We start from the raw sequence: 25,303 nt of genomic DNA on the forward strand, positions 1-25,303 counted from the left end.
TGAGTGAAAGAACCAGGAGCCCGCAATGATACGAATCAAACGTGTGTACAGTGAGCCGCGCGCGCGTGACGGCGTTCGCGTCTTGGTTGATCGCGTGTGGCCACGGGGAATCACCAAAAAACGGGCTCAGATCGTCGAATGGTGGAGGGATGTCGCGCCGAGCACCTCGCTCCGCAAATGGTTCGGACATGAACCAGCCAGATGGACTGAGTTTCGGAAGCGATACCAAGCGGAGTTGGGTCGGTCCGGAATGGTGGATGAGCTGCAAAAGCTTGCGCGCCTCTCACGCAAACGGACGATCACACTTGTGTATGGCGCAGCCGATGAGGAGCACAACCAAGCCGTCGTCTTGAAAGAGGTCTTGGATAAGGTCGCCTACAAGAAGATCATCGCGAAGAGGCCGCGTGACAGGAGCGGCGGATGAGATGGCGGCGATGCACGACGTAATAAAACGGCTGTTGTTCGCAACCGACTTTTCTGCCTGCGCCAGCCACGCCGAGGAGTACGCGGCGAAGCTAAGCTCGACTTGCGGAGCCTCGGTCGATGTCATCCACGTATCGGAAATCTACCCAGGGATCTACGCCGGAATACAGGACCATCGCGAGACGGACGGCATGCTGGCCGATACGGTCCGCCGCCTTCAACGATCGACGGTTCCGGTGACCGGTCATCAGTCGACCGGCATTCCCAGCGTGCAGATTTGCGCTGCGGCCGAGGCCTGGAACGCGGATGTCATCGTGATGGGCACCCATGGAAGAACCGGTCTCGGCCACATTCTATTGGGCAGTACTGCCGAACGCGTCGTGACCATGGCCCCCTGTCCCGTGTTGACGGTGCGAGCGGCGAGCGGATCCGAGGCGACGCCCGGTCATGGTCCGATCAGGTTCCAACACATCGTCATCCCGATTGATTTTTCCGAGTGCTCGGTGGGTGCCTTGGAGTACGGTATCCAGATGGCGAAGGTCTTCGGCGCATCCTTGACGCTCCTCCACGTCCTGGAACCCGTGTTCTACGGCCATGATTTTACGCTGCCCCAGGAGTTGGGGGGAGGCCGGCTCGACGAACGACTCGACGCCCAATTCAAGACGTACGTGAGCACGATCAGGTCGGCGGGCGTCTCGGCCCGTCAGGTGATTCGTGGCGGGGCGCCGGCCGATTCGATTCTCGAATTTGTTCGAGCGTCGCCTTGTGATCTCATCATCATGGGGACGCATGGCCGGCGAGGGATTTCCCGCGCATTACAGGGCAGCGTCGCGGCAACCGTCTTGCGTCTCGCCCCCTGCCCCGTCCTCGCAGGAAAGAAGTTCCCTCGCTCGTTCGTGTCGTGACCGGTTCACGTTGGATTCCTGGACCAGCCACCCTCAGCTGACGCCGCGCGGGAGTCGGAAAAGATTCCCAGTACCTTCACAAGAGGTCAAGCTTTAGTCGTGAGCGGTGTATACGCCGACAACAAGGTCAAGGCTGGTTCCGAAGGTGTGGAAATCAAGACGACTCGGAAGGCCGGTGGCGCCGTCGATACTCACGGAGCGCGGGATCAATGGATGTGCGTCTTTGTCTACCACGTGGACAACGAGGCTGAACCTGCAAGAGACAGAACGTCGATGACGGTTACAGAAATCTACCTTGGAGAGGTCACGAGGGATGACTTTCGAAAGAATCAACGTGGTGAGTTAGGCACTCGAACGGCGACCTTGCACAAGAGCGGGATTGAAAAACTGAGACAGAACTGGGTATACAAGCTGAATTAATACAGTAAGACGTCTAGACGTCTTTGTCAACAGCATGACCGTTCGACAAGCCTGAGGAAGACTTACTTTCGCTCTTTGATTGCTCGTTCGACCTCGCGGCCGGCTTCGCGGGCTTTAATGGAGTCGCGGCGGTCATACAGTTTCTTGCCCTTGGCCAGTCCCAGTTCCACTTTGGCGAAGCCGCGCTTGGTGAAATAGATCCGGAGGGGGATGAGCGTCAGCCCTTTCTGCTGGGTCTTGCCGAGCAGCTTGTTGATTTCCTTCCGGTGCAGGAGGAGCTTCCGCACCCTGACCGGATCATGGTTCATGATATTGCCGTGGCTGTAGGGACTGATGTGACAGTGGTGGAGGAAGATTTCTCCGTCCCTCACGCTCGCATAACTGTCCTGGAGATTGACCTTGCCTTCCCGCAGAGACTTGACCTCCGTGCCCTGCAACTGGATTCCGGCTTCAAACTTCTCTTCGATGAAATAATCGTGGAACGCCTTGCGGTTGGTCGCCACGGCCCGTTCCGTCTCTCGTTGTGCCATCCGTCGCTCAGCTTCCCGTCTTGACCCAGCCGGCACCACGCCCTAAGATCCGACCATGCGCGGCCCCGGACCAGTCGATGCCTTCGGAACCATCCTGTCCGGCCTGGCGAAGCGGCTCGGCCTGGAGTCGCGCCTGCTGGAATTGCGCCTTCAACGTGATTGGGTCCGGATCGTCGGCGAACCGATGGCGTCCCATACCTGGCCGGATCACATTCGCTTTAAGAAACTCCACCTCATCGTCCGCAACTCCGTCTGGATGCAGCAACTGACGTTTTTGAAGCCGGCGCTCCTGGCCAAACTCCATGAAGCGAACGCGACACTCATCACGGACCTCGCGTTGCGCGTGGGCGAACTTCCTGCAAGCCGCAGCGGCACGGATCCTGCGCTGTCGGCCGCCCTGGTTCCGACGACCGAGGCGGCCCTGGTCGAGGCTTCGGCTCACGCATCGGCCATCCAGGACGAAGAACTCCGGCGCCGCCTCACGCAGGTGATGGCCGAGGCCCTGTCACGCGCCGGCCATCGTTAGGATCCGGGCTGGAGCGCTTCCTTGAAGAGCCGACGAGAGTACGCGGCGGTTGCAGCCGAGTCCGGTCCGTCCACCAGCGGACCGATGCGCCCCTCCTCTTCCGATTCCGACAGTTGATAGAACCCGCGCATCGCTTTCCGAAATCCTTCGCGAACCTCCCGATCTCCTCCGCTCAGGTATTTGTGCAGAATCGGCGCTTCCGCCCAGGCGTCATGAGTGAAAATATAAATAGTGATTTGTCGGTATCGCCCCTTCGGATCGTCCGGCGTGGTGGGCCTGATCTTCATGGAACCGAAGTTTCTGGTTTCGCGCCCGACCTTCCGAAACCGCTCGATGAGCGTCTCGATTTCGGTGTCGCTCGTCCAAGCCGGCACGTGCACCGACACCGCGGTCCCCTCCTGCGATCCAATACTGTAGGGCGGAATCGATCGGTCCGGCCGGCTGAGGTACATCCCGCCCCAGATCAGGCCGAATGATCCGAAGAACACCGCGAGGGCCAGCTTGACGACGGTATCGAGCGGTTTCTTCCGTGGGGCAGGGGGCTGGGCCTGGATCGTGGTGTTGTTCATGAGCGGGGCGAGCGGCCACGAGGGCGGGCGGAGCGGGCGTTATTGACCGGCGACGCCTTCAGCGGGATTTTGCTCTTCCCGCTCACCGCTTTCAGCGAGCCGGGCCACCGCCACGACACGGTCCTCCTCACCCTCGAGGTCGAGAATCCGGACGCCTTGCGTGTTGCGACCGATCTCACGAATGTCATCCACTTTACACCGAAGCACCTTGCCTTGTGCGGCCATCAGCATGATCTCATCGCCATCGCGCACTTGGAGAAACCCGACGGCCAATCCGTTCCGTTCGGTCGTCTTCACGCTGATGATTCCCTTACCGCCGCGGCCCTGGACACGATATTCCGTGACCGGCGTCCGCTTGCCGTAGCCTTCCTCCGTCACGGTCAGGATGGCGGTCGTCGAGTCGGGGGTGATCGTCTCCATCCCGATCACCTCGTTGCCTTCTTCGAGCGTGATGCCCTTCACCCCGTAGGCGGTCCGTCCCATCGGCCGGACCTCGTCCTCTTTGAAGCGGATGGTGATGCCCTGTTTCGTGCCCAGCAGAATCTCCCGTTGGCCGTCCGTGATGTGGACACCGATGAGCTTGTCGCCCTCTTCCAGTCCCAGCGCGATGATGCCGCCCTGGCGTGGATTGCTGTAGGCTGACAGCTCGGTCTTCTTGATGATCCCCCGCTTCGTGGCCATGACCACGAAGCGGTCGTCACGGTATTCCTTGACGGGCAGCGTGGCCGTCACCTTTTCGCTTCCCGAGAGGGCCAGCAGATTGACCAGCGCCTTGCCTTTGGCCGCGCGGCTCGCCTCGGGGATCTCGTGCACCTTCAGCCAGTAGACTTTTCCGGCATCCGTGAAAAACAGCAACGCGTCGTGGGTCGAGGCCGTAAAGAGCGTCTCGACGAAATCCTCGTCCTTGATGCCCATCCCGATCTTGCCCTTTCCCCCGCGGCGCTGGGCCCGATAGAGCGACGCAGCGTTGCGCTTGATGTAGCCGGCGTGGGAAATCGTGACGACGACCTCCTCTTCGGCGATCAGATCCTCGACGCTGATCTCGGCCTCTTCCTTGACGATTTGCGTCCTCCGCTCGTCGCGATAGGTCTCGTAGATCCGCGTCAGCTCGTCCTTGATGATCTTGCGCACCAGAGCCTCGCTGCCGAGGACCGACTTGAGATACTCGATCTGCTTCAACACCTCCGCGTATTCTTCGATCAGCTTGGTACGCTCCAGTTGCGTCAGCCGCTGGAGCCGCATGTCCAAGATGGCGTTCGCCTGAATCTCGCTCAGGGCGAACTGTCGCACCAGGCCGGCCCTGGCCTCATCCGGCGATTGAGCCCGCCGGATCAAGGCGATCACGGCATCGAGGTTATCGAGCGCGATCTTCAGGCCCTCCAGAATATGCGCCCGCTCCTCGGCTTTCCGCAGCTCGAAGGACGTCCGCCGCACCACCACTTCGCGGCGATGCTCGATGAAGTGGTGAAGGATCTGCTTGAGGTTCAGCACCTCCGGACGGTTGTTCACCAGCGCCAACATGATCACGCCGAACGTCGTTTCAAGCTGCGTGTGCTTGTAGAGATTATTCAGGACGACCAACGGGATTTCCGCCCGCTTGAGTTCGATGACGATGCGGACGCCCTCCCGCGCCGAGGATTCGTCGCGCAAATCGGAAATGCCCTTGATCCGGTCGTCCTGGATCAGCTCCGCAATTTTCTCGATCAGCTTCGCCTTGTTCACTTGGAACGGAATCTCCGTCACGATGAGCCGCTCACGGTCCGTGCGCTGCTCCGATTCCACGACGACCTTCGCCCTCAGCTTCAGCAGGCCGCGCCCGGTCTCGTAGGCGTCCTTGATGCCGCTCATGCCGTAAATGAATCCGGCGGTGGGAAAATCCGGTCCGGGGATCTTCTTCATCAATTGCGCCACGGTCACGTCGGGATTCTCCAGCAGCAGCAACAGCCCTTCCACCACCTCGCCCAGATTGTGCGTCGGGATGTTCGTCGCATAGCCGACGGCGATGCCGCCCGCTCCGTTGATGAGGAGATTGGGAACTTTCGTGGGAAGGACGAGGGGCTCCACGCGGGACTCATCGTAGTTCGGACCGAAATCCACCGTTTCCTTGTCGATGTCGGCCAAGAGTTCCTCGGCCAACCTCGTCATGCGGGCTTCGGTGTACCGCATGGCGGCAGGAGAATCACCGTCCATCGATCCGTAGTTGCCCTGGCCGTCCACCAGCGGATAGCGCATGTTGAAATCCTGCGCCATGCGCACCAGGGTGTCGTAGATCGCCGAATCGCCATGCGGATGATAGTTGCCCATGATCTCGCCGACGATCTTGGCCGACTTGCGGTAGGCCCGATTGTGGACCAGGCCCATCTCGTTCATGCCGAAGAGGATGCGGCGATGCACGGGCTTCAAGCCGTCGCGGACGTCGGGGAGGGCGCGTCCCACGATCACGCTCATGGCGTAATCCAGATAGGACGACCGCATCTCGTCTTCGATCGCGATCTGGCCTAGGCGTTCATCCGGCGGCATCTTTGGCTTCCATTCCTATTTTCCTATTTCATTCTTCCCGCAACCCAATGGATGTAGCGCGGGTGGCGGCGGACGGGCGCCCCGACACGCGCAGCGGAAGGGACCCACTGGGGGATGGGTGGAGCGAGCATGTCGGGGCTGTCCACCGACAGGACCCGCCCGCTACACGTCCAAATTTCTCACTTCGAGCGCGTGCGCTTGGATGAAGTTCCTGCGCGGCTCCACTTCGTCGCCCATGAGAATGGTGAAAATCTCGTCCACCCCGGTCATGTCTTCCAGCTTGACCTTGAGCAGGGTGCGGACCTCCGGATTCATGGTCGTCTCCCAGAGCTGCTCCGGATTCATCTCGCCCAACCCTTTGTAGCGCTGAATGCTGAGCCCCTGCTTCCCCAGATCCAAGATGGTCTTGACCAAGTCGGCGGTGGAATGAATCTGCTGCTCCTGCCCCTTGGACTTGAGCCGATAGGGCAGGCGGCCGAGACCGATGGCGGACGGCGTCAGTTTCTGCAGTTCCCGGAAATCGGCGGAGCCGACCAGGTCGTGAGTCACATCGAGCGCGTGCGCGATTCCGTTGGCATGGACTCGGCAGGACACCCGGCTCGATTGGTGTTCCTCGTCCTGAAGAATGTCGAGGGTGGGAGCCAGCTTGGGAAAGACCAGACCGAGCGTCTTCTTCACGTTCGCCACGATCGTGACGAGGGCCTCACGGCTCTTGAGGAGATCCCGATCCAAACCCGGCTCGTCGACGAACGCCCGGAGCATCGCGGCTTCGTGCGGTTTCTTGTTCAACCGCATGAGCAACGTCTCGAACGCGATCATCTTCTTGAGAATCGGCAGCAACCGCCGTCCCGTGACGAAACCCTGCGCCCCTTCCACATAGAGTTCGACGTCCTCGACGGCGAGATCGGCCAAGTGCTCGTTCAGCGCCCCCTCGTCCTTCAGATACCGCTCGGCCTTGCCCTTCTTCACCTTGAAAAGCGGCGGCTGCGCGATATACACGTAGCCCCGCTCGAGCAGCTCGGGCATTTGCCGGAAGAAGAACGTCAGGAGCAGCGTCCGAATGTGGCTCCCGTCCACGTCGGCGTCGGTCATGAGAATGATCTTGTGATATCGGGCTTTCGCGATGTCGAAGGTGTCCTTGTCGGCCTTGTCGCCTTCCTCGCGCTTGCGGCCGATGCCGGTGCCCAAGGCCATGATGAGCGTGCGGATCTCGTCGCTGGTGAGCATCTTGTCGAAGCGCGCCTTCTCGACGTTCAGGATCTTGCCCTTCAGCGGCAAGATCGCCTGGAATTTCCGGTCGCGCCCTTGTTTGGCCGAGCCGCCGGCCGAATCTCCCTCGACGATGTACAATTCGCTGACCGCCGGGTCCTTCTCCGAACAGTCCGCCAACTTGCCGGGCAGCGACCCTCCGTCGAGCGCGCTCTTGCGCCGGATGAGATCCTTCGCCTTGCGGGCGGCCTCGCGGGCACGGGCGGCGTCGATGGCTTTCCCGATGATCTTCCGGGCGACCGGAGGGTTCTCCTCGAAGTAGGTCCCCAGCGCCTCGTTGACCGCGGCTTCCACGACCCCCTTCACCTCGCTGTTGCCGAGCTTGGCTTTGGTCTGACCCTCGAACTGGGGGTTGCGGACTTTCACGCTCACGACGGCCGTGAGTCCCTCGCGCACGTCGTCGCCCGTGAGCGACTCGGTCTCCTTCTTGAGGAGATCATTGGCGTTGGCATAGTTGTTGATCGTCCTCGTCAGGGCGGCCTTGAACCCGACCAGGTGGGTGCCCCCTTCCTTTGTGTTGATGTTGTTCGCGAAGGAGAACAGGTTCTCCGCATAGCCGTCGTTGTACTGGAGCGCCACTTCCAGAATCATCTTCTCTTTTTCGACGTTCACATAGATCGGCTTGTGCAAGGGAGTCTTGGCTTCGTTCAGGTGCTCGACGAACGACACGATGCCGCCCTTGTACAGGAACGTCTGTTCCTTGGCGGGCTCCTTGCGCTCGTCCTTCAAGGTGATCGCGAGGCCCTTGTTCAGGAACGCCAGCTCTCGAAGACGCTGCGCCAGCACGTCGAAGCTGAACTCCAGCGTCTCGAAAATCTGGTCGTCCGGCTTGAATCGGACCTTGGTGCCGCGGCGCTTCGTTTTCCCGCTGTCCTTCAGCGGGGCGCCGGGCTTCCCGCGCTCGTACCGCTGCTCGAAGACCAGGCCGTCCTGCCAAATCTCCAGTTCGAGCCATTCGGACAGCGCGTTGACGACCGAGATGCCGACTCCGTGCAATCCGCCGGACACGGTGTAGGCGCCCTGCTCGAACTTGCCGCCCGCGTGGAGCACCGTGAGCGCTACCTCCGCGGCCGACTTCTTCTGGGTCGGATGCATTCCGGTGGGAATGCCGCGCCCGTTGTCGACGACCGTCACGCTGCCGTCGATGTGCACGGTAACTTCGATCGCTTCCCCGAAGCCGGCCATGTGCTCGTCGACGCTGTTGTCGACGACTTCGTAGACGAGATGGTGCAGCCCGTCCACCCCGGTGCTGCCGATGTACATCGCCGGACGCTTGCGGACCGCGTCGAGCCCTTCCAGCACCTTGATCTGGTCCGCGCTGTAGCTGTCGGACTTCGGTGAGTTCGGTTCGCCCGATCTCTCGTCAGATTCTTTCGTGGCCATCCCGTTTCCTAGTCGCCCCGCCTCTCAGCGCGCCCTGCATCACGCGCGCCGGATTCAGATCTTGATCGGCATCACGACGCACCTGAATCCGGGACTTTCCGCTTCTTGAATGAGGCAGGGACTCAACGGATTGTCCATTTGGAGCGAGAGGGTCTCGCCGTCCATGACTCCGAGCACGTCGAGCAGATACCGTGCGTTGAATCCGGTATTCAGCGCCTCTCCTTCGTACCGCGCCGGCAGATCTTCCGCCGCCTCCCCGTAGTCGGGACTGCTGGAGAACAACGAAAGCCGGCCCGGTGCAAACGACAATTTGACCGCGTTGGCTTTGTCCCTGGACAGCACGGACACGCGGCGCAACCCGCTCTCCAACTCCAGCCGAGCGACGTTGATGCGCCTGTTGCTTTCTTTGGGAATCACCTGCTGATAGTTCGGATAGTTGCCCTCCATGAGGCGCGAGGTCAGCAACAGCCCGCTCTTCCGGAAAATCATGAGGTTTTTCGTGAACCCGATCAGCGGTTCGCCGTCACCGCCTTCTTCCAACAGGCGTCGCATTTCATGGGCCGCCTTCTTCGGGATGATGGCCTTGATCTCCTGCGGCACGCCCTTCCCTTCCGGCTTTCCCAAGTCCTGTTCCGCCACGGCGAGCCGGTGGCCGTCGGTCCCGACCAAGCGGAGCGTCGTTTTCCGGTCGGCGGAGATCAACATGACGAGCAACCCGTTCAGGATGTAGCGGGCGTCGTTGTCTCCCGCGGCAAAGAGGGTTTTCCGGATCAGCTCCAGCAGACCGGCCCCGGACAGGGGAATGAGGCCCTCGCGTTCGATGGTCGGCAGGGCCGGGTAATCCGCGCTGGGCAATCCCACGATCTTGAACTGGCTCTTCCCGGCCTGGATGTTCGTCCAGTTGTTCTCCGCGCTGGTGATCTCAATGTCGCCCGAGGGCAACTCCTTGATGATCTCGTAGAGCTTCCGGGCAGAGAGGGTAATGCCGCCGGTATTCTGGACCGTCGCCTTGTAAAAGCCGCGCATGCCGATCTCGAGATCCGTGGCGATGATTTCCACTCCCTCCTGTTTGGCTTCCAGGAGAATGTTCGACAGGATCGGCATGGTGTTGCGCTTTTCGACGACCCCCTGGACACGTTGCAGGCCCGTCAGCAGTTCGTCGCGTCCGATGCGTACCTTCATGGTCCCCTTCTCCCCGAGCGGCCGTCAGCCGCGCAGGATCTTGTCCCTGAGTCCATCCAGCGTCGCCTGCAGCGCGCTGTCGCTATCCCGCGCCTTGCCGATCTGTCGGCAAGCGTGAATGATCGTCGTGTGGTCCTTGCCTCCGAAATGCCGCCCGATTTCCGGATATGACGCGTCGGTCAGCTCCCGACAGAGGTACATGGCGATCTGTCTCGGATGGACCAGGGTCTTGCTCCGGCGCCGGGACTTCAGATCCGCGATTCTCACGTGAAACCACGTGCTCACGACCTCCTGGATATCCTCCAGGGCCACGATCTTCTTCTTGTCGCCGATGAGGTCTCTCAGGACGTTTCTGGCCATGTCCAACGTAATGACTTGCCCCGTCAGCGACGCATAGGCGCCCAACCGGACCAAGGAGCCTTCCAATTCCCTGATGTTGCTTTTCATCGTGGTCGAGAGGAACTGGATCACGTCCTCCGGCAGCGTGACGCCTTCATCTTCTGATTTCTTGCGCAAAATGGCGATTCGTGTTTCGACGTCCGGCGGCTGGAGATCGGCGATCAGTCCCCACTCGAAGCGCGACCGCAACCGCTCCTCGATATCGGGCATGTCTTTCGGAAAACGATCGCTGGAGAGGACGATCTGCTTGTGCGCCTCGTAGAGGGAGTTGAAGGTGTGGAAGAATTCTTCCTGCGTCCGTTCTTTCCCGGTCAGAAATTGGATGTCGTCGATCATCAACATGTCGATGTGTCGGTACCGCTTCCGCAGGTCCATCATCTTGTCGTAGCGGATCGAGTTGATGACCTCGTTCGTAAACTGCTCGGTCGTCAGGTACGCGATCCGCAAATCCGTCAGTTCCGCGACGTGATTGCCGATGGCATTGAGCAGGTGAGTCTTGCCGAGGCCGACCCCTCCGTAGATGAACAACGGATTATAGGCCTTGGCCGGCTGCTCGGCCACCGCCATGCAGGCGGCATGGGCGAATTGATTTCCGGCGCCGACGACGAAGTTCTTGAACGTATACTTCGGATTCAGCTGGATACCGCGCTTCGGTTTGGCCCCTGCAACGGCTCTGGCTGCCTGATCGATCACGGTGGAGTCCAGGTGCTTGGCCGGCAGACGGTTGAAGACCACGAACGACACGGCCGTTTCCCCGCCGCCGCGGGCCGTCGAGACGGCCTCCTCCAGAAGCGGTCCGTAATGCTGACTCAGCCAGTCACCGAAGAACTTGTTCGGCACCGCAATCTGAGCCGTACTGTCCTCGATCCGTTCGAGGTGAACCGGCGTAAACCATGTGTCGTACACCTGTTTTGGGACTTTTCCCTGGATATAGGCCAGGGCCTCTTGCCACACCGATGCGACAGTCATAATCCCTGCAATATCACCCATACACAGGCTTATTCACACCTGTGGATAACTGTACATTGTACTCCCTCATCCGGCCGCCCCACACACACTGGGTCTCCGGTCCCCGGATGAGAGATCACCACCCCGACACGTGATTCAGCGGTTGCTGACTCTGCACTCACCGTCAACCCAGAGTCAATCCCCAACTTCATCACCAGGGTCCCTCGGCGAACTTTCGTGGTCACCTCGACACTTATGTCCTTCCCTCCTTCTCCACAGGACCTATTCCTACTCCGACTCCGACGACGAATTTCTTTCTCCTGAGAGACGCTCGGAAGTAAGAGCACTGTTTCTAGATCACCATCACTCGCTCGCTGTCGAATATCTTCTCCACCAATTCGTCGTAAGTGAGCGTCCCTTCGTCCCCCGCGCGATCCTGCTTGAGGCTAAACACAGTCCCATGTGGCACGGACATGACAGACGATGTAGCCGCTTCCAGAAGCACCACATCGGCGGGGGCGTCGGAAGGTCGGAACAGAGTGTCCGGAATCTGATCCGGCGGTCGTCGAAGAAGATAGAGAAATGAGTTCATGTAAAAATCACCGTCCGCTCAGCGGCGCGTAACAAGGCCTGAATATCCTGTCTGGATCGCGATTCGACCGCGTAACCAGGGAGAAGCGTCGCGGGGACGGTGGTATCGTCGACGACGAACCGGACGCCCAGTTGTTGGAAGGAAGGGCGATAGCGCTCGAGGATATCGACATCGATGACGTCGTCGGTGTCCTCACTGAGGAGGCGAGCGGCGGGACCTATGAGAACGACGGTTGTGTCATGGTCGCCGGCGGAAAGGCCGAGGGCGATGCGAAGCGCCTCGACTGGTCGGTGCGTCTCGCGAGGGTCTTCTGTAATCACCACGGCAATACGCTTAGCCATTGTGGACTATGTGGACTATCATGTGAAGGCGAGGAAGCGATCGCAACCATCAATGATCCCGGAGAGCACGACTAAGCCGGAGAGAGACGCGCGCGAATCAACCTGTTCTGTGGAGACGCCGTGTTGCTGGCAGCCATATGCACAGATGGACAGTCTGGCCCCCTGATCGAGGAGGCCGATATAACGATGGTCTCGGACGTTCTTGACGCCCTCGTCGATGAGGTAGAGATAGACCTCGATTCCTCGCCCTAAGGCGGCTCGGGCCAGATGAGCGGCTGTCTCAACGCTGGGGTGCGATGGGGGTGTGGATAACAACAGACCCAGCTTCTGCGCAGCCATGAGATAACCTGGAACTAAAAAGAAACTTCACTTATTATTCAAACAGTTACACTAATACAACTTGGCGAGCCTACGGGGTTTTCGAGAGGAAGTCAACACGAAAAATCGGCGCGTTATGAACGGGGAAGCTGTGCGAGAACATAGCGCGGGAGATCTGGAAGCGGTACCTCTTCTTGTGCCTTCGTATCCATATTTCTGACGATGACGGATCCACGGCGGACTTCGTCGTCACCAAGGAAGACGGCCCAACGGCTCTTGGTCCGGTCAGCCTGACGGAGGTGTGCCTTGAGCGTGGTGGACCGGTAGTCAGTCTGAGCAACCAGCCCGGCCCGCCGCAATGCGTCCAGCACATGTACACCGGCCGGTGCGCCTTCCGTTCCGAACGAAGCCACATAGACCGAGGGGACGGAAGAAGACTGTGGCGCTTCCGGCAACATCAGGGAGATCCGCTCGAGCCCGGCTGCGAAACCGACCGCGGGAGTCTTGGGTCCTCCAAGCGTCTCCACCAGCCCATCGTACCGGCCGCCGGCTCCGACCGCGTTCTGAGCGCCCAAGTGAGACGATGTGACTTCGAAGGCCGTCAGACAATAGTAGTCGAGGCCGCGGACCAAGCGGGTATTCAGGCGAGAGGGGATCTCGAGCGCGGTCAGGCCGGCGAGCACCTCGTCGAAATGAGCCTTTGCTTCCACCGAGAGGTGATCCGTCAGGCGTGGCGCCTCCTCCGTGGCGGCGCGGCATTCGGGTACTTTGCAGTCGAGTACGCGGAGCGGGTTGCTGTCCAGCCGCCGGAGGCAGTTGGCACAGAGGCGGTCGGTGCGCCCCTTCAGAAACGCGACAAGGACCGGAAGATACGCAGCTCGGTCGGCCGCGCTGCCGAGACTGTTGACTTCCAGCGTCAAATCCGGAAGGCCAAGGTCCGACAGAAAGCGCCACAGCAGCGAGATGACTTCCACGTCGGCCCTGGCATCCTGCGTGCCGAAATGTTCGACACCGAACTGGTGAAACTGCCGGAGGCGGCCGGCTTGCGGCCGCTCGTGACGGAACATCGGCCCGAGATAGTAGTATTTCTGCGGGACAGGATCGGCTGCTCGATTGTGTTCGACGAACGACCGGACCGTGCCCGCCGTGCCCTCAGGCCGCAAGGTCAGCAGGGTGCCGTCGCGATCGGGAAAGGTGTACATCTCCTTCTCCACGATGTCGGTGGTGGCTCCGATGCTGCGGGCGAAGAGCGCCGTCACCTCGAAAATGGGCAGACGGATTTCCTGAAATCCGCACCGTTCCGCCCACCGGCGGGCGGCCTCCTCGATGACGCGCCACCGCGGAGTTTCCTCGGGCAAAATGTCCTTGACGCCTTTAATTCCCTTGATCATGAGCAATCTCGCACGTCTCGCCGATGCGAGCGGACTATAGCGACGGCTTCGCGGCCAAGTCAACGAGCAGGCGGACATCGCTGCGCTTGCACGCGGCGGACGCGGAGCGCTATAGTGGCCTCCTTCCACCCTTGTCTCTCCCTGAACCGGAGCGTTGCATGAGCGCAGACCGTCCAAGTCGTCGCGTGATCGCCGTGGCCCCGATGCCGCCTGAAAAATCCGCCTATGCCTTGGCCCGGTACAGCCGGTCTCCCGACTCGATCGAGAACAGCATCCAATGGGTCCACGGCCATTCCTCGGAAAAGTTCTGGGAACAGTTCTACTTCGATTACGGTCACGCCTCCATCGCCGACCTCGGTCACGTCATCGTCTGCTTCGAGGAGATCACCGAATTGGCGGCGATCCGCCTGGAGGACGAACCGCTGTGGGACGGGCAGGCGAAATCGAGCCGGTATCAAAACTTTGCCTCGAGCGGGTGGTATGTACCGGACGCGATTCACGGCAGTGAAACGGAGGGAGCCTACCAGGGCATTCTTCGGAGCCTGGGGGAAATCTACCGCCTTCTGCACGGACCGCTGGTGGAATTTTTGTCGGAGGGCGATCCGCGACCGGAATCCATGAAGCCCGGCGATTATCAACGCACGATCGCCGCCAGGGCCTTCGATGTCACGCGCTATCTGTTGCCGCTCGCGTCCCGCACCAACGTCGGCCAGGTGGTCAGCATCAGAACGCTGGAGAAACAGATCACCCGGCTGTTGTCGTCGCAGCTGCCGGAGCTCCGCATGATCGGCGAAGATTTGAAGGACGCCTGCCAGAGGTCTCCGATGAACGTCTGGGGCGAGCTGAACGGGCAATCGACCGGCGCCCACGAACCGCTGGCCCCCACGCTGGCGCGCCACGCCAAGGCCAACGAGTATCAAGGGACCGTCTACACGGACCTGGCCCGGTATGCGAAAGAGGCGCTCCGCGGAACAGGACTCGACGAGACCGCCACGTGGGGCAGCCAACAGGCGGTCGAGCTGATCGACCCGCACGACCCCTGCGACGAAGTGGTGGCGACGCTTCTCTACCGCGTGTCCCAAGCACCCTACCGACACATCCTGGCCGTGGTCCGCGACTGGACCGAGAAGCAGAAGCAAGAAACGATCGAGGTCGCGCTGAACAGACGGGGTCCGTATGACGAACTCATCAGGGAATTCCGCAGCGGCTATCCGTTCACGTTCGATATTCTCATGGACATCGGCGGGTGGCGCGACCTTCACCGGCATCGGCGATGCCAGCAGATCCAGCAGAACTTCACGACCCGGCATGGGTACGATACGCCCAAGCCGCTCATGCAGGCCGGTCTCGACGGGGAGTATCGGCAAGCGATGGACGCCGTGCAGGCCGACATCGAGCAGCTCAAGAAAGTCAACGGGGAAGCCGCCCTCTACGCCATTCCGTTCGGATTCAAGGTCCGCTGCCTGTTCAAGATGGATTTTGCCGAGGCCGAGTACATCGCCAAGCTCCGCTCCGGCGTGAAGGGACACTGGTCCTACCGGTCCATCGCCTGGCAGATCAAGGAGAAGGTGACGGAGCGCTACCCATCCCTCGGCCGGCACATGCAGGCGACCTCACCGGATATCGAAGACACCTTGACCAGATAGCCGGCCGGTTCTTCTCGTCATGAACGACCATCGAACAGTATGCGAAACCGCTCTCCTGGAGGGAGACTGGGAGCGCGCGGCTCAGGCGGCGCTGGCCTGGGCACGCCATCCCCAGACCGTCAAGGCGCGTGACCCCCGCCCGCATTTCGTGCTCAACGTCACCCATCTCCTCAAGGGGCGATTCGCCGAAGCCTGGGCAAGCCACGCGCACAGTCTTCAAGAGGAGGAGGACATCACGCAGATCAAACAGTGGACGGAGGACCTCGTCGCGATGCACGGCGATCAGGCCTTCGCCCACCTCATCATGGGTCTGTTCCTGGCGCAATCGGGCCAATCGGAGCAATCACAGCAGAGTTACAAGGAGGCCGCGAAGCTGGCGCCGGCGTCCGCCTATCCGCACTATTTTCTGGCGCAGATCCACGAACGGGCCGACCGTCCGGATATGGCGATCAAAGAATATCGAGAAGCCGTCCGGCTCGATCCCGGCTTTGCGCCGGCCCGAACCAACCTGGGCGTGGCCTATCAGGAGCAAGGGCGGTTGGAAATGGCGATTCCCCAATATCGCGAAGTGATCAAGCTGGACCCGAGCGACAGCGTGGCCCATGCGAATCTGGCCTGTGCCTTGGCGGAACAGGGTAAGCAGGAAGCGGCCGTGCAGGCCTACAAGGAAGCGCTCCGGCTGAATCCCCACGACGCCGAAGTGCGGTTTGCGCTGGGCGGCTTGTACGAAACGCGCAACCGGATGGACCTGGCGCAGAAGGAGTATGCCGAAGCGCTCCGGTCGAATCCCGATTTCGGGCCGGCGCATACGGCGCTCGGATGGATCTCGCTGCGGAAGGGGCACTTGCAGGACGCGTATGAGGCCTTCAACCGCGGCCTCAAAGTCAACGAGCAGGACGCCCGCGCCTATCACGGCATCGCCGAATATTATGCGCAACGGCGCAAACCGGAAAGCGCGATGGACAATTACACCAAGGCGCTCAAGTACTACAAAGACCCCGACATGAAGAACGCCATCATGAATCAGCTCTTCCAGGAAGGGCGAGTCGGGGATTAGCGCGCTGCTCAACAGACCGCCAGCGTCGTTCTCGCGTCGCGCAAGAACGATCCGCCGCTCGCTCGTCATCACCTGCCCGCACATCTTCACGCTTGACGAGGTCATCGAGCCCAAGATAGCATCCATAACGGATTCGTTATGGAACCATCCAGGAGGAATCTCATGGCGACCTTAACCATAAAGAATATCCCGGAGCCGTTGGTGAAGCGCCTCAAGCAACAGGCTGCTGCTCATCGCCGGAGCCTGAATTTTCAAGTTATCTCTTATTTGGAGCAAATGACCCACAGCGTCCCAGTCGATGCCGATGCGCTGCTGGCCAGAGCGCGGGCCCTTCGACGGATGCCCAAAGGTATGAAACTAACCGATCGGGTGCTCGACGAACTCAAGGAGGCCGGGCGGCCATGATCGTGGCCGATACCAATCTGCTGATCTATCTCTATGTGCAAGGCCAACGAACGCAGGACAGCGAAGCTGTGCTGCGTCGGGATGCCGTATGGGCGGCCCCGTTGCTGTGGCGGTCCGAGTTTCGGAATGCGCTGATCGGACTGGTGAGAAAAGCTGTGCTCCAACTGGATGAGGCCCTTTCCATCCTCGACGAAGCCGAACGATGGGTGGCCGGACACGAGTACAGCGTGATCTCTCGCCATGTGTTGACGCTCGCCGATCAGTCCGGATGCTCCGCATATGACTGTGAGTTTGTCGCCCTTGCACAGGACCTAGGGGCGCCCTTGGTCACAAGCGACCGCCAGTTGTTGAAAGCCTTCCCCGTCGTTGCCGTTTCACCCTCGGCCTTTGTGGCTTAAAACAGGCCCTCGCTCGAGGCGCGCAGTGGAAGGACCAAAACCTGACTCGCTAGATCCGAAGAGAGGGGATGGGCAAGTTGCATCATATGTATGAACACCTTTGAGCAGTTGCAAACCCTCCTACGGACGGCCCGCACCATCTTCATCGAAATTCCGGCAACACGTTTCATTTCGGGCTATCAAAGAGACCGGGAGAAGCCATAAAAGCGAGAGAACTATACTCGATACTCCTTTGTGGTCACGGACTGGCAAGTCGTTGGGCGACGAGCGGAAGCTTATTGGAACCCTGTCGCCTGCCTCAACAATTATGGGATTTCTTGCCTTCGGAACAATCTTGGCCTGGATTCTAGCGATTATTGCCGCAGTGGTTTGGGTAGGAATAGTGTTGTGGCACGCAATAGCGTGAACAATATCCTGATGATAGTATCACCCGTACTTCCTCGGAGATGCATTTCACAAGATTTGCGGTGACTCGGGCATTTAGAGACCGGAGGAATGAATTTCCAGGATTTCGCAGGTATTCAAAGGCGACGCTGGCAAGGCCGCAGCGAACGAGAAGGCGAGGCGTATGGTTGCTGATACGTTGAGCCTTTGAGTAATGCGAGAACGTAGCCGGTGGCGTTTTTCAACGCCTGATTACAGTTCGCGGATGGCGCCCTGAAGAACCGTAATCTGCGTCACCGGATCGCCGGAACTCCGCAGTTCGGCTCGGATCTGATCTTTCAGGTAGGAGGAATAGCCGACGCGATCCAGCAGCAAGTCGAGAAACCGCTCGGCGGGAAGCAGACTCTGGGCTTTGAGCTCGTCGATGGTCTCGTCGCTCACCGGGACGTACGTACTGCCCAGGTGGAACACCACGTTGTAATAACGGCCTTGCCCGATTCGTTCGAACCGCAATCCTTTCACGATAGACTCCTGACCGTGGACGGACCGCCATTCTAGACAATCCGTCACGGGAAAGACAAGGCCGGAAACCAGTCGGTAGTGGGTCGGTTCCCTCTTGCGTCATGCCCGCGACGGCGGGCATCCACTCCTCGATCAAGACTCGATGCTGACCAGAAGGCCTTGACTGGATTCCCGCTTCCGCGGGAATGACACACGTCAGTGCTGCTGATGGCCCACTGACTCGCTACCAGCCGGTCAGGAATTTTTGTTCTTCTTGCCGAAATACTCCTGACGGCTGACCGCCACGTCGGCCACGAACATGACGCCGGAGTGCCGCTCGAACAGCGGCCTCAGGCCGGCCAGAATGGGTTCGACTTTGTCTTCGGGCACGACCGTCATGATCATCTCCAGGCTTTCCTGCTCGCTGAACATGAAATGCGCTTCACGCACCCCATGATGCCCCTTCCCCGACACGTTGCCGATGATGGTATAGCCGGTCGCATTGACGCGGTCGAGCAACTCCGTCACGAACGCCCGATGCTCCCCGGCGACGATCACACGAATTTCCTTCATCGGATGCAGGACTAGCCCGCCCATCTCACGTCTCCTTCTCCCGGCTAGACATACTCGACGCTCGGTGGTCCTCGCGTCTGGGACGTTGCTGCCGGTGCCGGACGTTCCTCGGACAGCTTCGTCTGCTCGAATTCCTAAGCGTCTGTCCGAGTCATCCTTCGTAGCGAGGCGAAGGAGGTGCGGGCAGATGAGCGGCGCAAGGCTCGAAAAAACCGGACGCGTATTCGCTGGAATACGTTGAGCATTTTTTCGGGCCGAGCACGAGGCAGATACCCGCAGATCGTTTGCCGCAGTAGAATGGCATGACTCGGACAGACTCCTAGCTCACGATGAGCTACGACATCGACTCGATTCGACTCCAGCCCCCCGTGGGGCGATACCGATACCATACCGCATCTTCGGGATCGAGCGCGACGAGATGGACCCATTCATTGTGGTAGAAGTGCTGCAGCACCTCGTGCCGTCCGATCAGTTTGTCGATGCGCCCGCGCGGCGCCTCGACGATGGTCAGCAGCCGCATCGGCTCGTGGTAGGGCAGGTCGCCGTTCATGACGGTCTGCCGCGCGAGCCCCAAACGAAGATCGCTCCAGGGTCCCGACATGATCCCCAGTCGCCCGACGACATTGTGGTAGATCTTACTCGCGCTCCCGTAGACCTCGTTGTCGGTGGTGGAAAAATAATGCTCCATGTTGATCCACTGGGCCACGACCTGCGGCGCGGTCAGGAGCACCTCCAGCAGGCGATTGGACGGATCTTCCCGATAGTCGTAGGAATGGAGGAACACCCGGCCCTCGAGATCGAGACCCTTGGTCAACTCCCGGCGACCGAAGATGATCGCCGTGTTACCTGAGAGCCCCCATTCCGGGCGGACCTGACTCCAGTCGGCGCTGCGTCTGCGCACGTGGGCGACCGCCTGCTGTCCCGTCGGGGGCGGCTCGAGGTCGGGAAGCCGCGCGCAGCGTTCTTGGCTCGTCAGTTCGGCCGCCTCCTGAAGGTCTTCCTGCAGCCGGGCCAGATCGGCACGGTGGGTCGGCGGCACGTCTTCCAGGTCGAACAGCGTGACATGGTCGGTCGTGGTATCCATCTGGCCGGCCACGAAATGGGTGTCGGCCGGGATGTCGAGGCCGTTTTTGGCCAGGCGTTCCCGCACCGTCCGATTGTTCGCCATCATGGCCAAAACCCGCGCGTTGGGGTTGCCTTCATTGCCGCCGCAGGCTCCGCAATCGAGCGCGGATTCATAGGGATTGTTGTCGGACGTGCTGCCGTGCGCGCAAAACAGCACCAGCCGAGCGAAGTTCCGAGTCAGGCCCATCATCCGCAAGGCTGTATCCACCGTCAGGACCTGTTCATCCGTCGTGAACCCGGTGCGCGTGATCCGTTCCCGTTGATGGGAGGCGGAGCGCGCGCTGATGCCGTACTGCCGCTGCAGAAGCCCGACGAGCCGGTCGAGCGTGTCCGCCGTGAGTCCCGACTGCGTGGCTGCGTCCAGGAGGAGCGGATCGGCTTCTCCCGCGCCGCTCAGCGCCCGCTGACGAAGGCCCTCGACGAGCCCGGGCGTGATCCGGGATTTGCGCAGACCCGTATGTTCTTCGAGCGCCGCCCTGATCCTGGCTTGCTGCTGCGCCGCCAGCATCTCGGCGGTTTCGTCTGGGGCCATCTTGCCGACCGTGAGCGTCGTCGCGATGGACGGGACGAACAGCCGCCGTAGCCAGGATGTCCATCGACGGTAGAGCGACGGCCACAAGGTCTTGCCGAAGATGGGAATCGCATAGACCCATCCCAACGATTCCACCATGACGTAGGGCGTGACCACGTTTTCTTTGAGATCGTGGAGGAGCGTGTGGCCGGCATGGACCCATTTCGTCCGGGCTTCATGAGTGGAGACCTTGTGATCGAGGTAGCTGCGTGGAATCTCACGCACCTCGTTCTTGGCGCGCATGATGACGGGAAACTGTTCCGTGTCGTGTTCTTTTCCCCAGGCCCTGAACCGGATGAAGGCGGCGAAGAAGCCGGCGAAGCCATAGGTGTCGTGCGCGCCGGTCGATTCCAAGTGCCGGCGGAACGGTTCCGATCGCACGTCGATGCAGTAGACCGACTGTGAGTAGGGTCGACTGATCGTAGGGGCTCGCGTCGCCCCCTCCGCCGGCTTCACCGGCGGAGCCTCCCCCTCACGCGCGTTGCGCGCGAGTCTTCCGATCAGCGTGTCCTGATAGCCCGCCTCAAAGGCCTTGAGCCAAACCGGCCCATGAGCGGACTCCGGAAAGGCCTCAATCCATTGCACGAGCTGTTTCAGCGTATCGGGCGGGGCGGCGACGAGCTGCTCCGGGTCGAGACCGAGCGATTGCGCGAGCGCCAGCAGCGTTCTGGCTGCGCCACGACGAGACGCCGACGCCTGTCGGGGAACCACGTCGATGTGGTAGCGATCGAGCACCGCCTTCCATCCGTTGCCTCTCTGGTGAGCCAGACGATCGACCTCCTCCGCATACAGGGCCGGTAATCGCCCCGCGACCCGTTGCTTTCGCAAATAGTACTCTTCCGGATGGCTGCGCATGTACTCGGTTACGGCCTCGTAGCGACCGTCGATACCGAGTTCGGCGCGGCAGGCTTTCTGGACGAGCTCGCGCGCGTACCAGAGGCGGATGGCCAGGAACTTCACGAGCCCGGCCGGATACGCCTGTTGCCAAGGATAATCTCGTTCTTCGCCGCGCCACTTGATGAACCCGGCCCAGCCGGGCAGGGCGGTCAATTGCAATGACAGATAGTCTTGCCGCAGGTTGGCGGGAATGCCGAGCATGTCGAGGCTCTCGATCAGCGCATCTTCCGGGTACTCGGGCAGTTCCGCGATTTTGCGCGCGCTGTCTTCGATGCCGCAGGGTGACCATTCGTGCGCGGCAATCGTCTTCCAGGCCTGGTACAGACCCTTGTCGCGTTCCGGCATGGCCCAGGTCGCGTGTCCTTCGTCGAGAAAGGCTTCGCACCATTTGATGAGCTGGTCGTTGATCTGGCGGACGACCTGCGTACCCAACGTATCGTCGCACCAGTGCGAGAGGGTGAGCCACTGACCCAACGCGGCTTCATCGGCCTCCACGATGGCGCGTATCCGCGTCCGGAGGTCGGGATAGATGAGCGCGGACTCAAGGCGGGTCGCGAGCCGTTCGATCGGCACATGGGAGGGATCGGGCAGCTGGCTGTCGAGAGGTTCGATGGCGGGCGATCCCAGTCCCTCGGTCAGACAGGCGCGCAGCACCTCGCGCTGCGAGACGGTGCGGGCGCCGATCGCGACACCGGTATCCTGCGCCAGCGGGCCCAAGACCTCATCCAGGTGTTCGGGACGGATCCGCCCCGACCGGACGTAGCGGCGATAGAGGTCGCCGGGAAGATAGCCGCTCCCGCCCATGAATTGCTTGCCGCGCCGGACCGTTTCCTCGAACGGAAGGTATTCGAGACTGTGGAGCGGATTGTGATGCACGAACGTCCGCATCGGCCAATATTGCGCGATCACCTCCCCGGCGAGGCGAACGACCCCGCGCAATTCCATCCGTCTCGATTCGATATCGGTCGCGCGCCCTACCGATTCCACGTGGTCAATTCTCCGATGGTGGAGGTCCCGAGCCAGGCTTGGTCGGACGCGAAGAGGGTCGAGGGTGCCAGTCCCAACGCGAGCAGGACCAGCACGATGATCAACAGCGACGCCAACTCGGCGTGAAGCAGATCGGTGTATCGCAGTTCGGGCCGCTGGACGCCGAAGAGCAGCCGTTGCACCAACTGCATGATGTACCAGGATGCAGCGAGCCATGCCAGAAGTGTGACGAACAGGCCGGCCAAGGACGGAAGCGGCGAGTTCAGCAACAGCCCCATAAATCCGGCGAACACACCGAAGGGCGGCAGGCCCATCGCGGCCAGCGCGATCAAGGACAGCAAGACCGCATAGTGCGGCATGCCGCTCGCCAGGCCGCTGATCGCCTGTGGATCCACGTCGTCGCCGTATCTGGTGCGGACGACCTGCCAGCCGATCATGAGCCCGCTGGTCGCCAGGCCCACCGCCCCGACCAGGAGCGCGGCCCGGGGCGTCGTCGTTCGCGAGGCTGCGGCGAACCACCAGAAGATGGAAAGGAACGAAAGACTGCCGTAGGCCAGGAGGAGCCGGACTCGGGATTGCGCCAAGGCCTTGAGCGCCCCGTAGGAGGCGCCCACCAGGGCGAAGAGACTCACGGTCCAGGCCACCGTGTCCGGAATCGTGGGCAGGGCAGCCGCAAGCTGGTGGAGACCGGCGACCGGGAGGAGGACGACGATGAACGAGGGGAGGCTGCCCGGCAACCGCGTCAGCGCCGTCAGGTACCCATCGTGAAAGGGTACGAGGGGAAGCAAGACCGCGCAAGCCAGTAAGGAGGCGACCGATGACAACGGCACGTCCGCAGCGACCGACGCGGCGGCACAGAAAGCGCCGAAGCCGTAGGCGCCGATGCCCCACCAGGACCTGGGCCAGAGTGCGCTGTGGTGACGGTAGAGCAACCCCGCGATCAGAGCCAATAGGAGGGTCACGCTCAAGGGAGCGATCGGCTGTGGGCTGCTCAGGGCGGACAAGCCGAGTCCGAGACACACCAATGTCAAGATCCACGAAAGCCGGTGCTGTTCGTGAACCGGTTGGCCCAAGATCGAAATCGTGGCGGCGAGCGGCAACAGGTAGAGCGGCAACAATCCCTCGGGGGGCGCATCGATCAGCCCGGCGCATCCCGCGACTGAGGCGAGGCTCACCACGGCCCAGGCGACGGAGGACTGTTTCAACCGTTCCGACTCCGAGCGGAAGGGCAGACAGGCGAGCGCCCCCAGCAACGGGAGGCCGGCCAGCAGCCACGGTATCAGCGCGCCGCCTGTCATCGCGACCAGCCCCCCTCCCGTTTGTCGACCTGATGAACCAGGCGCATGATGGTCTGCCCGATCAGCGCGTAGCATTCGTCGGCGTAGAGCCGGTTCATGAAGGGCAGGTAGAGGCGTACCCGCAAATCCTCGACCCATGCCGGCATCCGCAGCGTCATTCCATGGGCGCTCATATAGAGGTACGCCCAACTGGCGACGGTGAGAATCGTGGCCGTTACAATGATGAGGTCGAACAACCAGTCGGGGAGATCGGCGGCTCTGAAGTACGAGGCCGCTTCATCGGGATTCGGGTACAGAAATTCCGTGAACGACTCGACGGCGAACAGATAGACGAACACGACGAACAACAGGGTCAGCAGCATGGCGGCCGAGACTTTCCAGGACGCCACCTGGCGCAGCCGCGTCAGCGTCAGGATGGCCTGGGACGAGGTGATCCAGATAAAGAACAGAAAAATCACCGTCCCTTGCGATTCCAGCAGGGGGATGCGCAGGACCCCATGCGTAACCAATAAAATGAGCAGCGGGATGAACAGCGTGGTCACGGCTCCGGTGAACCACGTGAGGCGGGACAAACCCGGTTCCTCTGCCTGATGATCGACGTGCGGGAAATGCGGTTCCTGCCTGGCCTTGTGGATGACATTGCCGCAATTGAGGAACACGGTCGCCTTGAACAGGCCGTGGGCGATCAAATGGAAGACGGCGAGCGAAAAGGCGCCCAGGCCGCATTCCATGATCATGTACCCCATCTGGCCGATCGTCGAGAACCCGAGCGTCTTCTTGATGTCGTTCTGCGCCAGCATCATCGTCGCGCCGAGTACGGCGGTCAACGTGCCGATGAGAAAGGCGACGTGCAGGGTCGTGGAGCTGAGCCCGAACAACGGCGCGAGCCGGTTGATCAGAAAGCCGCCGGCGTTGATGATGCCCGCGTGGAGCAACGCGTGTACCGGCGTCGGCGCGAACAGCGACCCCGGCAGCCACAGATGGATCGGAAACTGAGCCGATTTTCCCATCGCCCCGACGAAGAGGAGCAGCGTGACGGCCGTGGCGCCGCTCATGTCCATGCCGGGCCACAACGACAAGATGACCGGCATATCGGCGGCTCGCGCGAAGAGCTCCTGGAATTCGAGCGTGCCGTACAATTGATGGGCGAGTGCGATTCCTGCAAGAAATGCCGTATCGGCCACGCGCAGGAGCGTGAAGGTCTTGAAGGCTCCCGCCAGCGTCCCCGCATGGGCGTGATTGTGGGCGAGCACGTAGAGCAGGTAGCTGAGCACCTGCCAGAAGAGAAACAGCATCATGAGATTGGCGCTCGACACCATGCAGATGAGGACGAAATCCGTGAGGCAGATCATGGCCAGATACCGACGGGCGTGCCGATCCTGGTACATGTAGGCCGTCGAGTAGCGGTAAATGATGACGCTGACCCCGGTGATCAGCGTCATCATCACTGCGCTCAGCCTGTCGACGTAGAATCCGATGGGGATCGCAAAGGAGGCGATCGAGGATAGATCGTAGAACCGGATCGAGACGGGCCCGCCGGTCGTCACGAGATACAGCGTCGCCACGGCGCCAAGGAAGGCGGCCCCGATGGGATAGGCGGCCAGCTTCGCCCGCGCATGTTCGGAGCCGCCCCGTCCGAATACGACGATACCGGCGGCTGCGAGGAGGAGAAGCGGTACCAGCAAGACGAGCGTCACGACTCCCTCATCAGGGGCTAACCATTAATACGACCATCAGATCCTCGT

General features: G+C 61.1%; 23 protein-coding genes. 8 read left to right on the forward strand and 15 right to left on the reverse strand.

What is annotated here, in order from left to right; all coding sequences use genetic code 11:
* The first annotated feature begins 25 nt into the window (after window positions 1-25).
* The 3 genes from P0111_01385 to P0111_01395 all read left to right on the forward strand — a co-directional run bounded on the left by P0111_01385 (window position 26) and on the right by P0111_01395 (window position 1,748).
* On the forward strand, window positions 26-424 hold the full coding sequence (locus tag P0111_01385; protein ID MDF0642655.1) for a DUF488 family protein: 399 nt from the start codon (window positions 26-28) through the stop codon (window positions 422-424).
* A 10-nt stretch (window positions 425-434) separates the two neighbouring features.
* Window positions 435-1,328, forward strand: a complete 894-nt coding sequence (locus P0111_01390) for a universal stress protein (protein ID MDF0642656.1) — start codon at window positions 435-437, stop codon at window positions 1,326-1,328.
* 99 nt (window positions 1,329-1,427) lie between these two features.
* Entirely contained in the window at window positions 1,428-1,748 is a 321-nt protein-coding gene (locus P0111_01395) for a hypothetical protein (protein ID MDF0642657.1), read from the forward strand.
* Between the two features lie 62 nt (window positions 1,749-1,810).
* Here the strand turns inward: P0111_01395 and smpB are convergent, their stop codons facing one another.
* Complete coding sequence (smpB, locus tag P0111_01400) at window positions 1,811-2,278, reverse strand: SsrA-binding protein SmpB (GenBank protein MDF0642658.1); 468 nt, start codon at window positions 2,276-2,278, stop codon at window positions 1,811-1,813.
* 55 nt (window positions 2,279-2,333) lie between these two features.
* Here smpB and P0111_01405 point away from each other — a divergent pair, with 55 nt between their 5' ends.
* Window positions 2,334-2,804, forward strand: coding sequence for a DUF721 domain-containing protein (locus P0111_01405; GenBank protein MDF0642659.1), 471 nt, complete (start codon window positions 2,334-2,336; stop codon window positions 2,802-2,804).
* Here the strand turns inward: P0111_01405 and P0111_01410 are convergent.
* The 9 genes from P0111_01410 to hisS all read right to left on the reverse strand — a co-directional run bounded on the left by P0111_01410 (window position 2,801) and on the right by hisS (window position 13,716).
* Window positions 2,801-3,373, reverse strand: coding sequence for a hypothetical protein (locus P0111_01410; GenBank protein MDF0642660.1), 573 nt, complete (start codon window positions 3,371-3,373; stop codon window positions 2,801-2,803). The genes P0111_01405 and P0111_01410 overlap by 4 nt on opposite strands.
* A gap of 39 nt (window positions 3,374-3,412) precedes the next feature.
* The gene (gyrA, locus tag P0111_01415; GenBank protein MDF0642661.1) at window positions 3,413-5,893 is read right to left on the reverse strand and encodes a DNA gyrase subunit A; all 2,481 of its coding nucleotides are present in this window, start codon (window positions 5,891-5,893) and stop codon (window positions 3,413-3,415) included.
* A gap of 162 nt (window positions 5,894-6,055) precedes the next feature.
* Complete coding sequence (gene gyrB / locus P0111_01420) at window positions 6,056-8,545, reverse strand: DNA topoisomerase (ATP-hydrolyzing) subunit B (protein ID MDF0642662.1); 2,490 nt, start codon at window positions 8,543-8,545, stop codon at window positions 6,056-6,058.
* A 54-nt stretch (window positions 8,546-8,599) separates the two neighbouring features.
* On the reverse strand, window positions 8,600-9,727 hold the full coding sequence (gene dnaN / locus P0111_01425; GenBank protein ID MDF0642663.1) for a DNA polymerase III subunit beta: 1,128 nt from the start codon (window positions 9,725-9,727) through the stop codon (window positions 8,600-8,602).
* A gap of 24 nt (window positions 9,728-9,751) precedes the next feature.
* Window positions 9,752-11,116 carry a chromosomal replication initiator protein DnaA gene (gene dnaA, locus P0111_01430; GenBank protein ID MDF0642664.1) on the reverse strand — a complete coding sequence of 455 codons (1,365 nt, stop codon included), beginning with the start codon at window positions 11,114-11,116 and terminating at the stop codon, window positions 9,752-9,754.
* Window positions 11,117-11,426: 310 nt separating this feature from the next.
* Complete coding sequence (locus P0111_01435) at window positions 11,427-11,666, reverse strand: hypothetical protein (protein ID MDF0642665.1); 240 nt, start codon at window positions 11,664-11,666, stop codon at window positions 11,427-11,429.
* A complete protein-coding gene (locus P0111_01440; GenBank protein ID MDF0642666.1) occupies window positions 11,663-12,007 on the reverse strand; it encodes a DsrE family protein in 345 nt (114 codons plus the stop codon). The genes P0111_01435 and P0111_01440 overlap by 4 nt, the downstream gene beginning before the upstream one ends.
* Before the next feature lie 18 nt (window positions 12,008-12,025).
* Entirely contained in the window at window positions 12,026-12,346 is a 321-nt protein-coding gene (locus P0111_01445; GenBank protein ID MDF0642667.1) for a DsrE family protein, read from the reverse strand.
* 113 nt (window positions 12,347-12,459) lie between these two features.
* Window positions 12,460-13,716, reverse strand: coding sequence for a histidine--tRNA ligase (hisS, locus tag P0111_01450; GenBank protein MDF0642668.1), 1,257 nt, complete (start codon window positions 13,714-13,716; stop codon window positions 12,460-12,462).
* Window positions 13,717-13,874: 158 nt separating this feature from the next.
* Here hisS and P0111_01455 point away from each other — a divergent pair, with 158 nt between their 5' ends.
* From P0111_01455 to P0111_01470, 4 genes are all read left to right on the forward strand, one after another.
* Window positions 13,875-15,362: an FAD-dependent thymidylate synthase gene (locus P0111_01455; protein MDF0642669.1), complete on the forward strand. Its 1,488-nt coding sequence runs from the start codon at window positions 13,875-13,877 to the stop codon at window positions 15,360-15,362.
* Between the two features lie 19 nt (window positions 15,363-15,381).
* Entirely contained in the window at window positions 15,382-16,419 is a 1,038-nt protein-coding gene (locus tag P0111_01460) for a tetratricopeptide repeat protein (protein MDF0642670.1), read from the forward strand.
* Window positions 16,420-16,581: 162 nt separating this feature from the next.
* Window positions 16,582-16,824 carry a hypothetical protein gene (locus tag P0111_01465; protein ID MDF0642671.1) on the forward strand — a complete coding sequence of 81 codons (243 nt, stop codon included), beginning with the start codon at window positions 16,582-16,584 and terminating at the stop codon, window positions 16,822-16,824.
* On the forward strand, window positions 16,821-17,222 hold the full coding sequence (locus P0111_01470; GenBank protein MDF0642672.1) for a type II toxin-antitoxin system VapC family toxin: 402 nt from the start codon (window positions 16,821-16,823) through the stop codon (window positions 17,220-17,222). The genes P0111_01465 and P0111_01470 overlap by 4 nt, the downstream gene beginning before the upstream one ends.
* Window positions 17,223-17,858: 636 nt before the next feature.
* On the opposite strand, the gene P0111_01475 is transcribed toward P0111_01470, so the two are convergent.
* The 5 genes from P0111_01475 to P0111_01495 form a co-directional block, all read right to left on the reverse strand.
* The gene (locus tag P0111_01475) at window positions 17,859-18,128 is read right to left on the reverse strand and encodes a hypothetical protein (protein ID MDF0642673.1); all 270 of its coding nucleotides are present in this window, start codon (window positions 18,126-18,128) and stop codon (window positions 17,859-17,861) included.
* 234 nt (window positions 18,129-18,362) lie between these two features.
* A complete protein-coding gene (locus P0111_01480) occupies window positions 18,363-18,704 on the reverse strand; it encodes a P-II family nitrogen regulator (GenBank protein ID MDF0642674.1) in 342 nt (113 codons plus the stop codon).
* A gap of 310 nt (window positions 18,705-19,014) precedes the next feature.
* A complete protein-coding gene (locus tag P0111_01485; GenBank protein ID MDF0642675.1) occupies window positions 19,015-22,260 on the reverse strand; it encodes a DUF2309 domain-containing protein in 3,246 nt (1,081 codons plus the stop codon).
* Window positions 22,248-23,558: a proton-conducting transporter membrane subunit gene (locus P0111_01490; protein ID MDF0642676.1), complete on the reverse strand. Its 1,311-nt coding sequence runs from the start codon at window positions 23,556-23,558 to the stop codon at window positions 22,248-22,250. The genes P0111_01485 and P0111_01490 overlap by 13 nt, the downstream gene beginning before the upstream one ends.
* On the reverse strand, window positions 23,555-25,255 hold the full coding sequence (locus tag P0111_01495; protein MDF0642677.1) for a proton-conducting transporter membrane subunit: 1,701 nt from the start codon (window positions 25,253-25,255) through the stop codon (window positions 23,555-23,557). Before P0111_01495 ends, P0111_01490 begins: the two co-directional genes overlap by 4 nt.
* Window positions 25,256-25,303: the final 48 nt, after the last annotated feature.

Source organism: Nitrospira sp. (genome assembly GCA_029194535.1).
In the GTDB taxonomy this organism is placed as follows: Bacteria; Nitrospirota; Nitrospiria; order Nitrospirales; family Nitrospiraceae; genus Nitrospira_C.

Excerpts from the sequence above, each read along its gene's own strand:
- dnaN (MDF0642663.1), bottom strand. The coding sequence starts at position 9,727 with ATGAAGGTACGCATCGGACGCGACGAACTGCTGACGGGCCTGCAACGT.
- P0111_01405 (MDF0642659.1), top strand. The coding sequence starts at position 2,334 with ATGCGCGGCCCCGGACCAGTCGATGCCTTCGGAACCATCCTGTCCGGC.
- smpB (MDF0642658.1), bottom strand. The coding sequence starts at position 2,278 with ATGGCACAACGAGAGACGGAACGGGCCGTGGCGACCAACCGCAAGGCG.
- P0111_01460 (MDF0642670.1), top strand. The coding sequence starts at position 15,382 with ATGAACGACCATCGAACAGTATGCGAAACCGCTCTCCTGGAGGGAGAC.
- P0111_01385 (MDF0642655.1), top strand. The coding sequence starts at position 26 with ATGATACGAATCAAACGTGTGTACAGTGAGCCGCGCGCGCGTGACGGC.
- gyrB (MDF0642662.1), bottom strand. The coding sequence starts at position 8,545 with ATGGCCACGAAAGAATCTGACGAGAGATCGGGCGAACCGAACTCACCG.
- P0111_01390 (MDF0642656.1), top strand. The coding sequence starts at position 435 with ATGCACGACGTAATAAAACGGCTGTTGTTCGCAACCGACTTTTCTGCC.
- P0111_01465 (MDF0642671.1), top strand. The coding sequence starts at position 16,582 with ATGGCGACCTTAACCATAAAGAATATCCCGGAGCCGTTGGTGAAGCGC.
- P0111_01490 (MDF0642676.1), bottom strand. The coding sequence starts at position 23,558 with ATGACAGGCGGCGCGCTGATACCGTGGCTGCTGGCCGGCCTCCCGTTG.
- P0111_01455 (MDF0642669.1), top strand. The coding sequence starts at position 13,875 with ATGAGCGCAGACCGTCCAAGTCGTCGCGTGATCGCCGTGGCCCCGATG.
- P0111_01445 (MDF0642667.1), bottom strand. The coding sequence starts at position 12,346 with ATGGCTGCGCAGAAGCTGGGTCTGTTGTTATCCACACCCCCATCGCAC.
- P0111_01440 (MDF0642666.1), bottom strand. The coding sequence starts at position 12,007 with ATGGCTAAGCGTATTGCCGTGGTGATTACAGAAGACCCTCGCGAGACG.
- gyrA (MDF0642661.1), bottom strand. The coding sequence starts at position 5,893 with ATGCCGCCGGATGAACGCCTAGGCCAGATCGCGATCGAAGACGAGATG.
- dnaA (MDF0642664.1), bottom strand. The coding sequence starts at position 11,116 with ATGGGTGATATTGCAGGGATTATGACTGTCGCATCGGTGTGGCAAGAG.
- P0111_01480 (MDF0642674.1), bottom strand. The coding sequence starts at position 18,704 with ATGGGCGGGCTAGTCCTGCATCCGATGAAGGAAATTCGTGTGATCGTC.
- P0111_01470 (MDF0642672.1), top strand. The coding sequence starts at position 16,821 with ATGATCGTGGCCGATACCAATCTGCTGATCTATCTCTATGTGCAAGGC.
- hisS (MDF0642668.1), bottom strand. The coding sequence starts at position 13,716 with ATGATCAAGGGAATTAAAGGCGTCAAGGACATTTTGCCCGAGGAAACT.
- P0111_01410 (MDF0642660.1), bottom strand. The coding sequence starts at position 3,373 with ATGAACAACACCACGATCCAGGCCCAGCCCCCTGCCCCACGGAAGAAA.
- P0111_01435 (MDF0642665.1), bottom strand. The coding sequence starts at position 11,666 with ATGAACTCATTTCTCTATCTTCTTCGACGACCGCCGGATCAGATTCCG.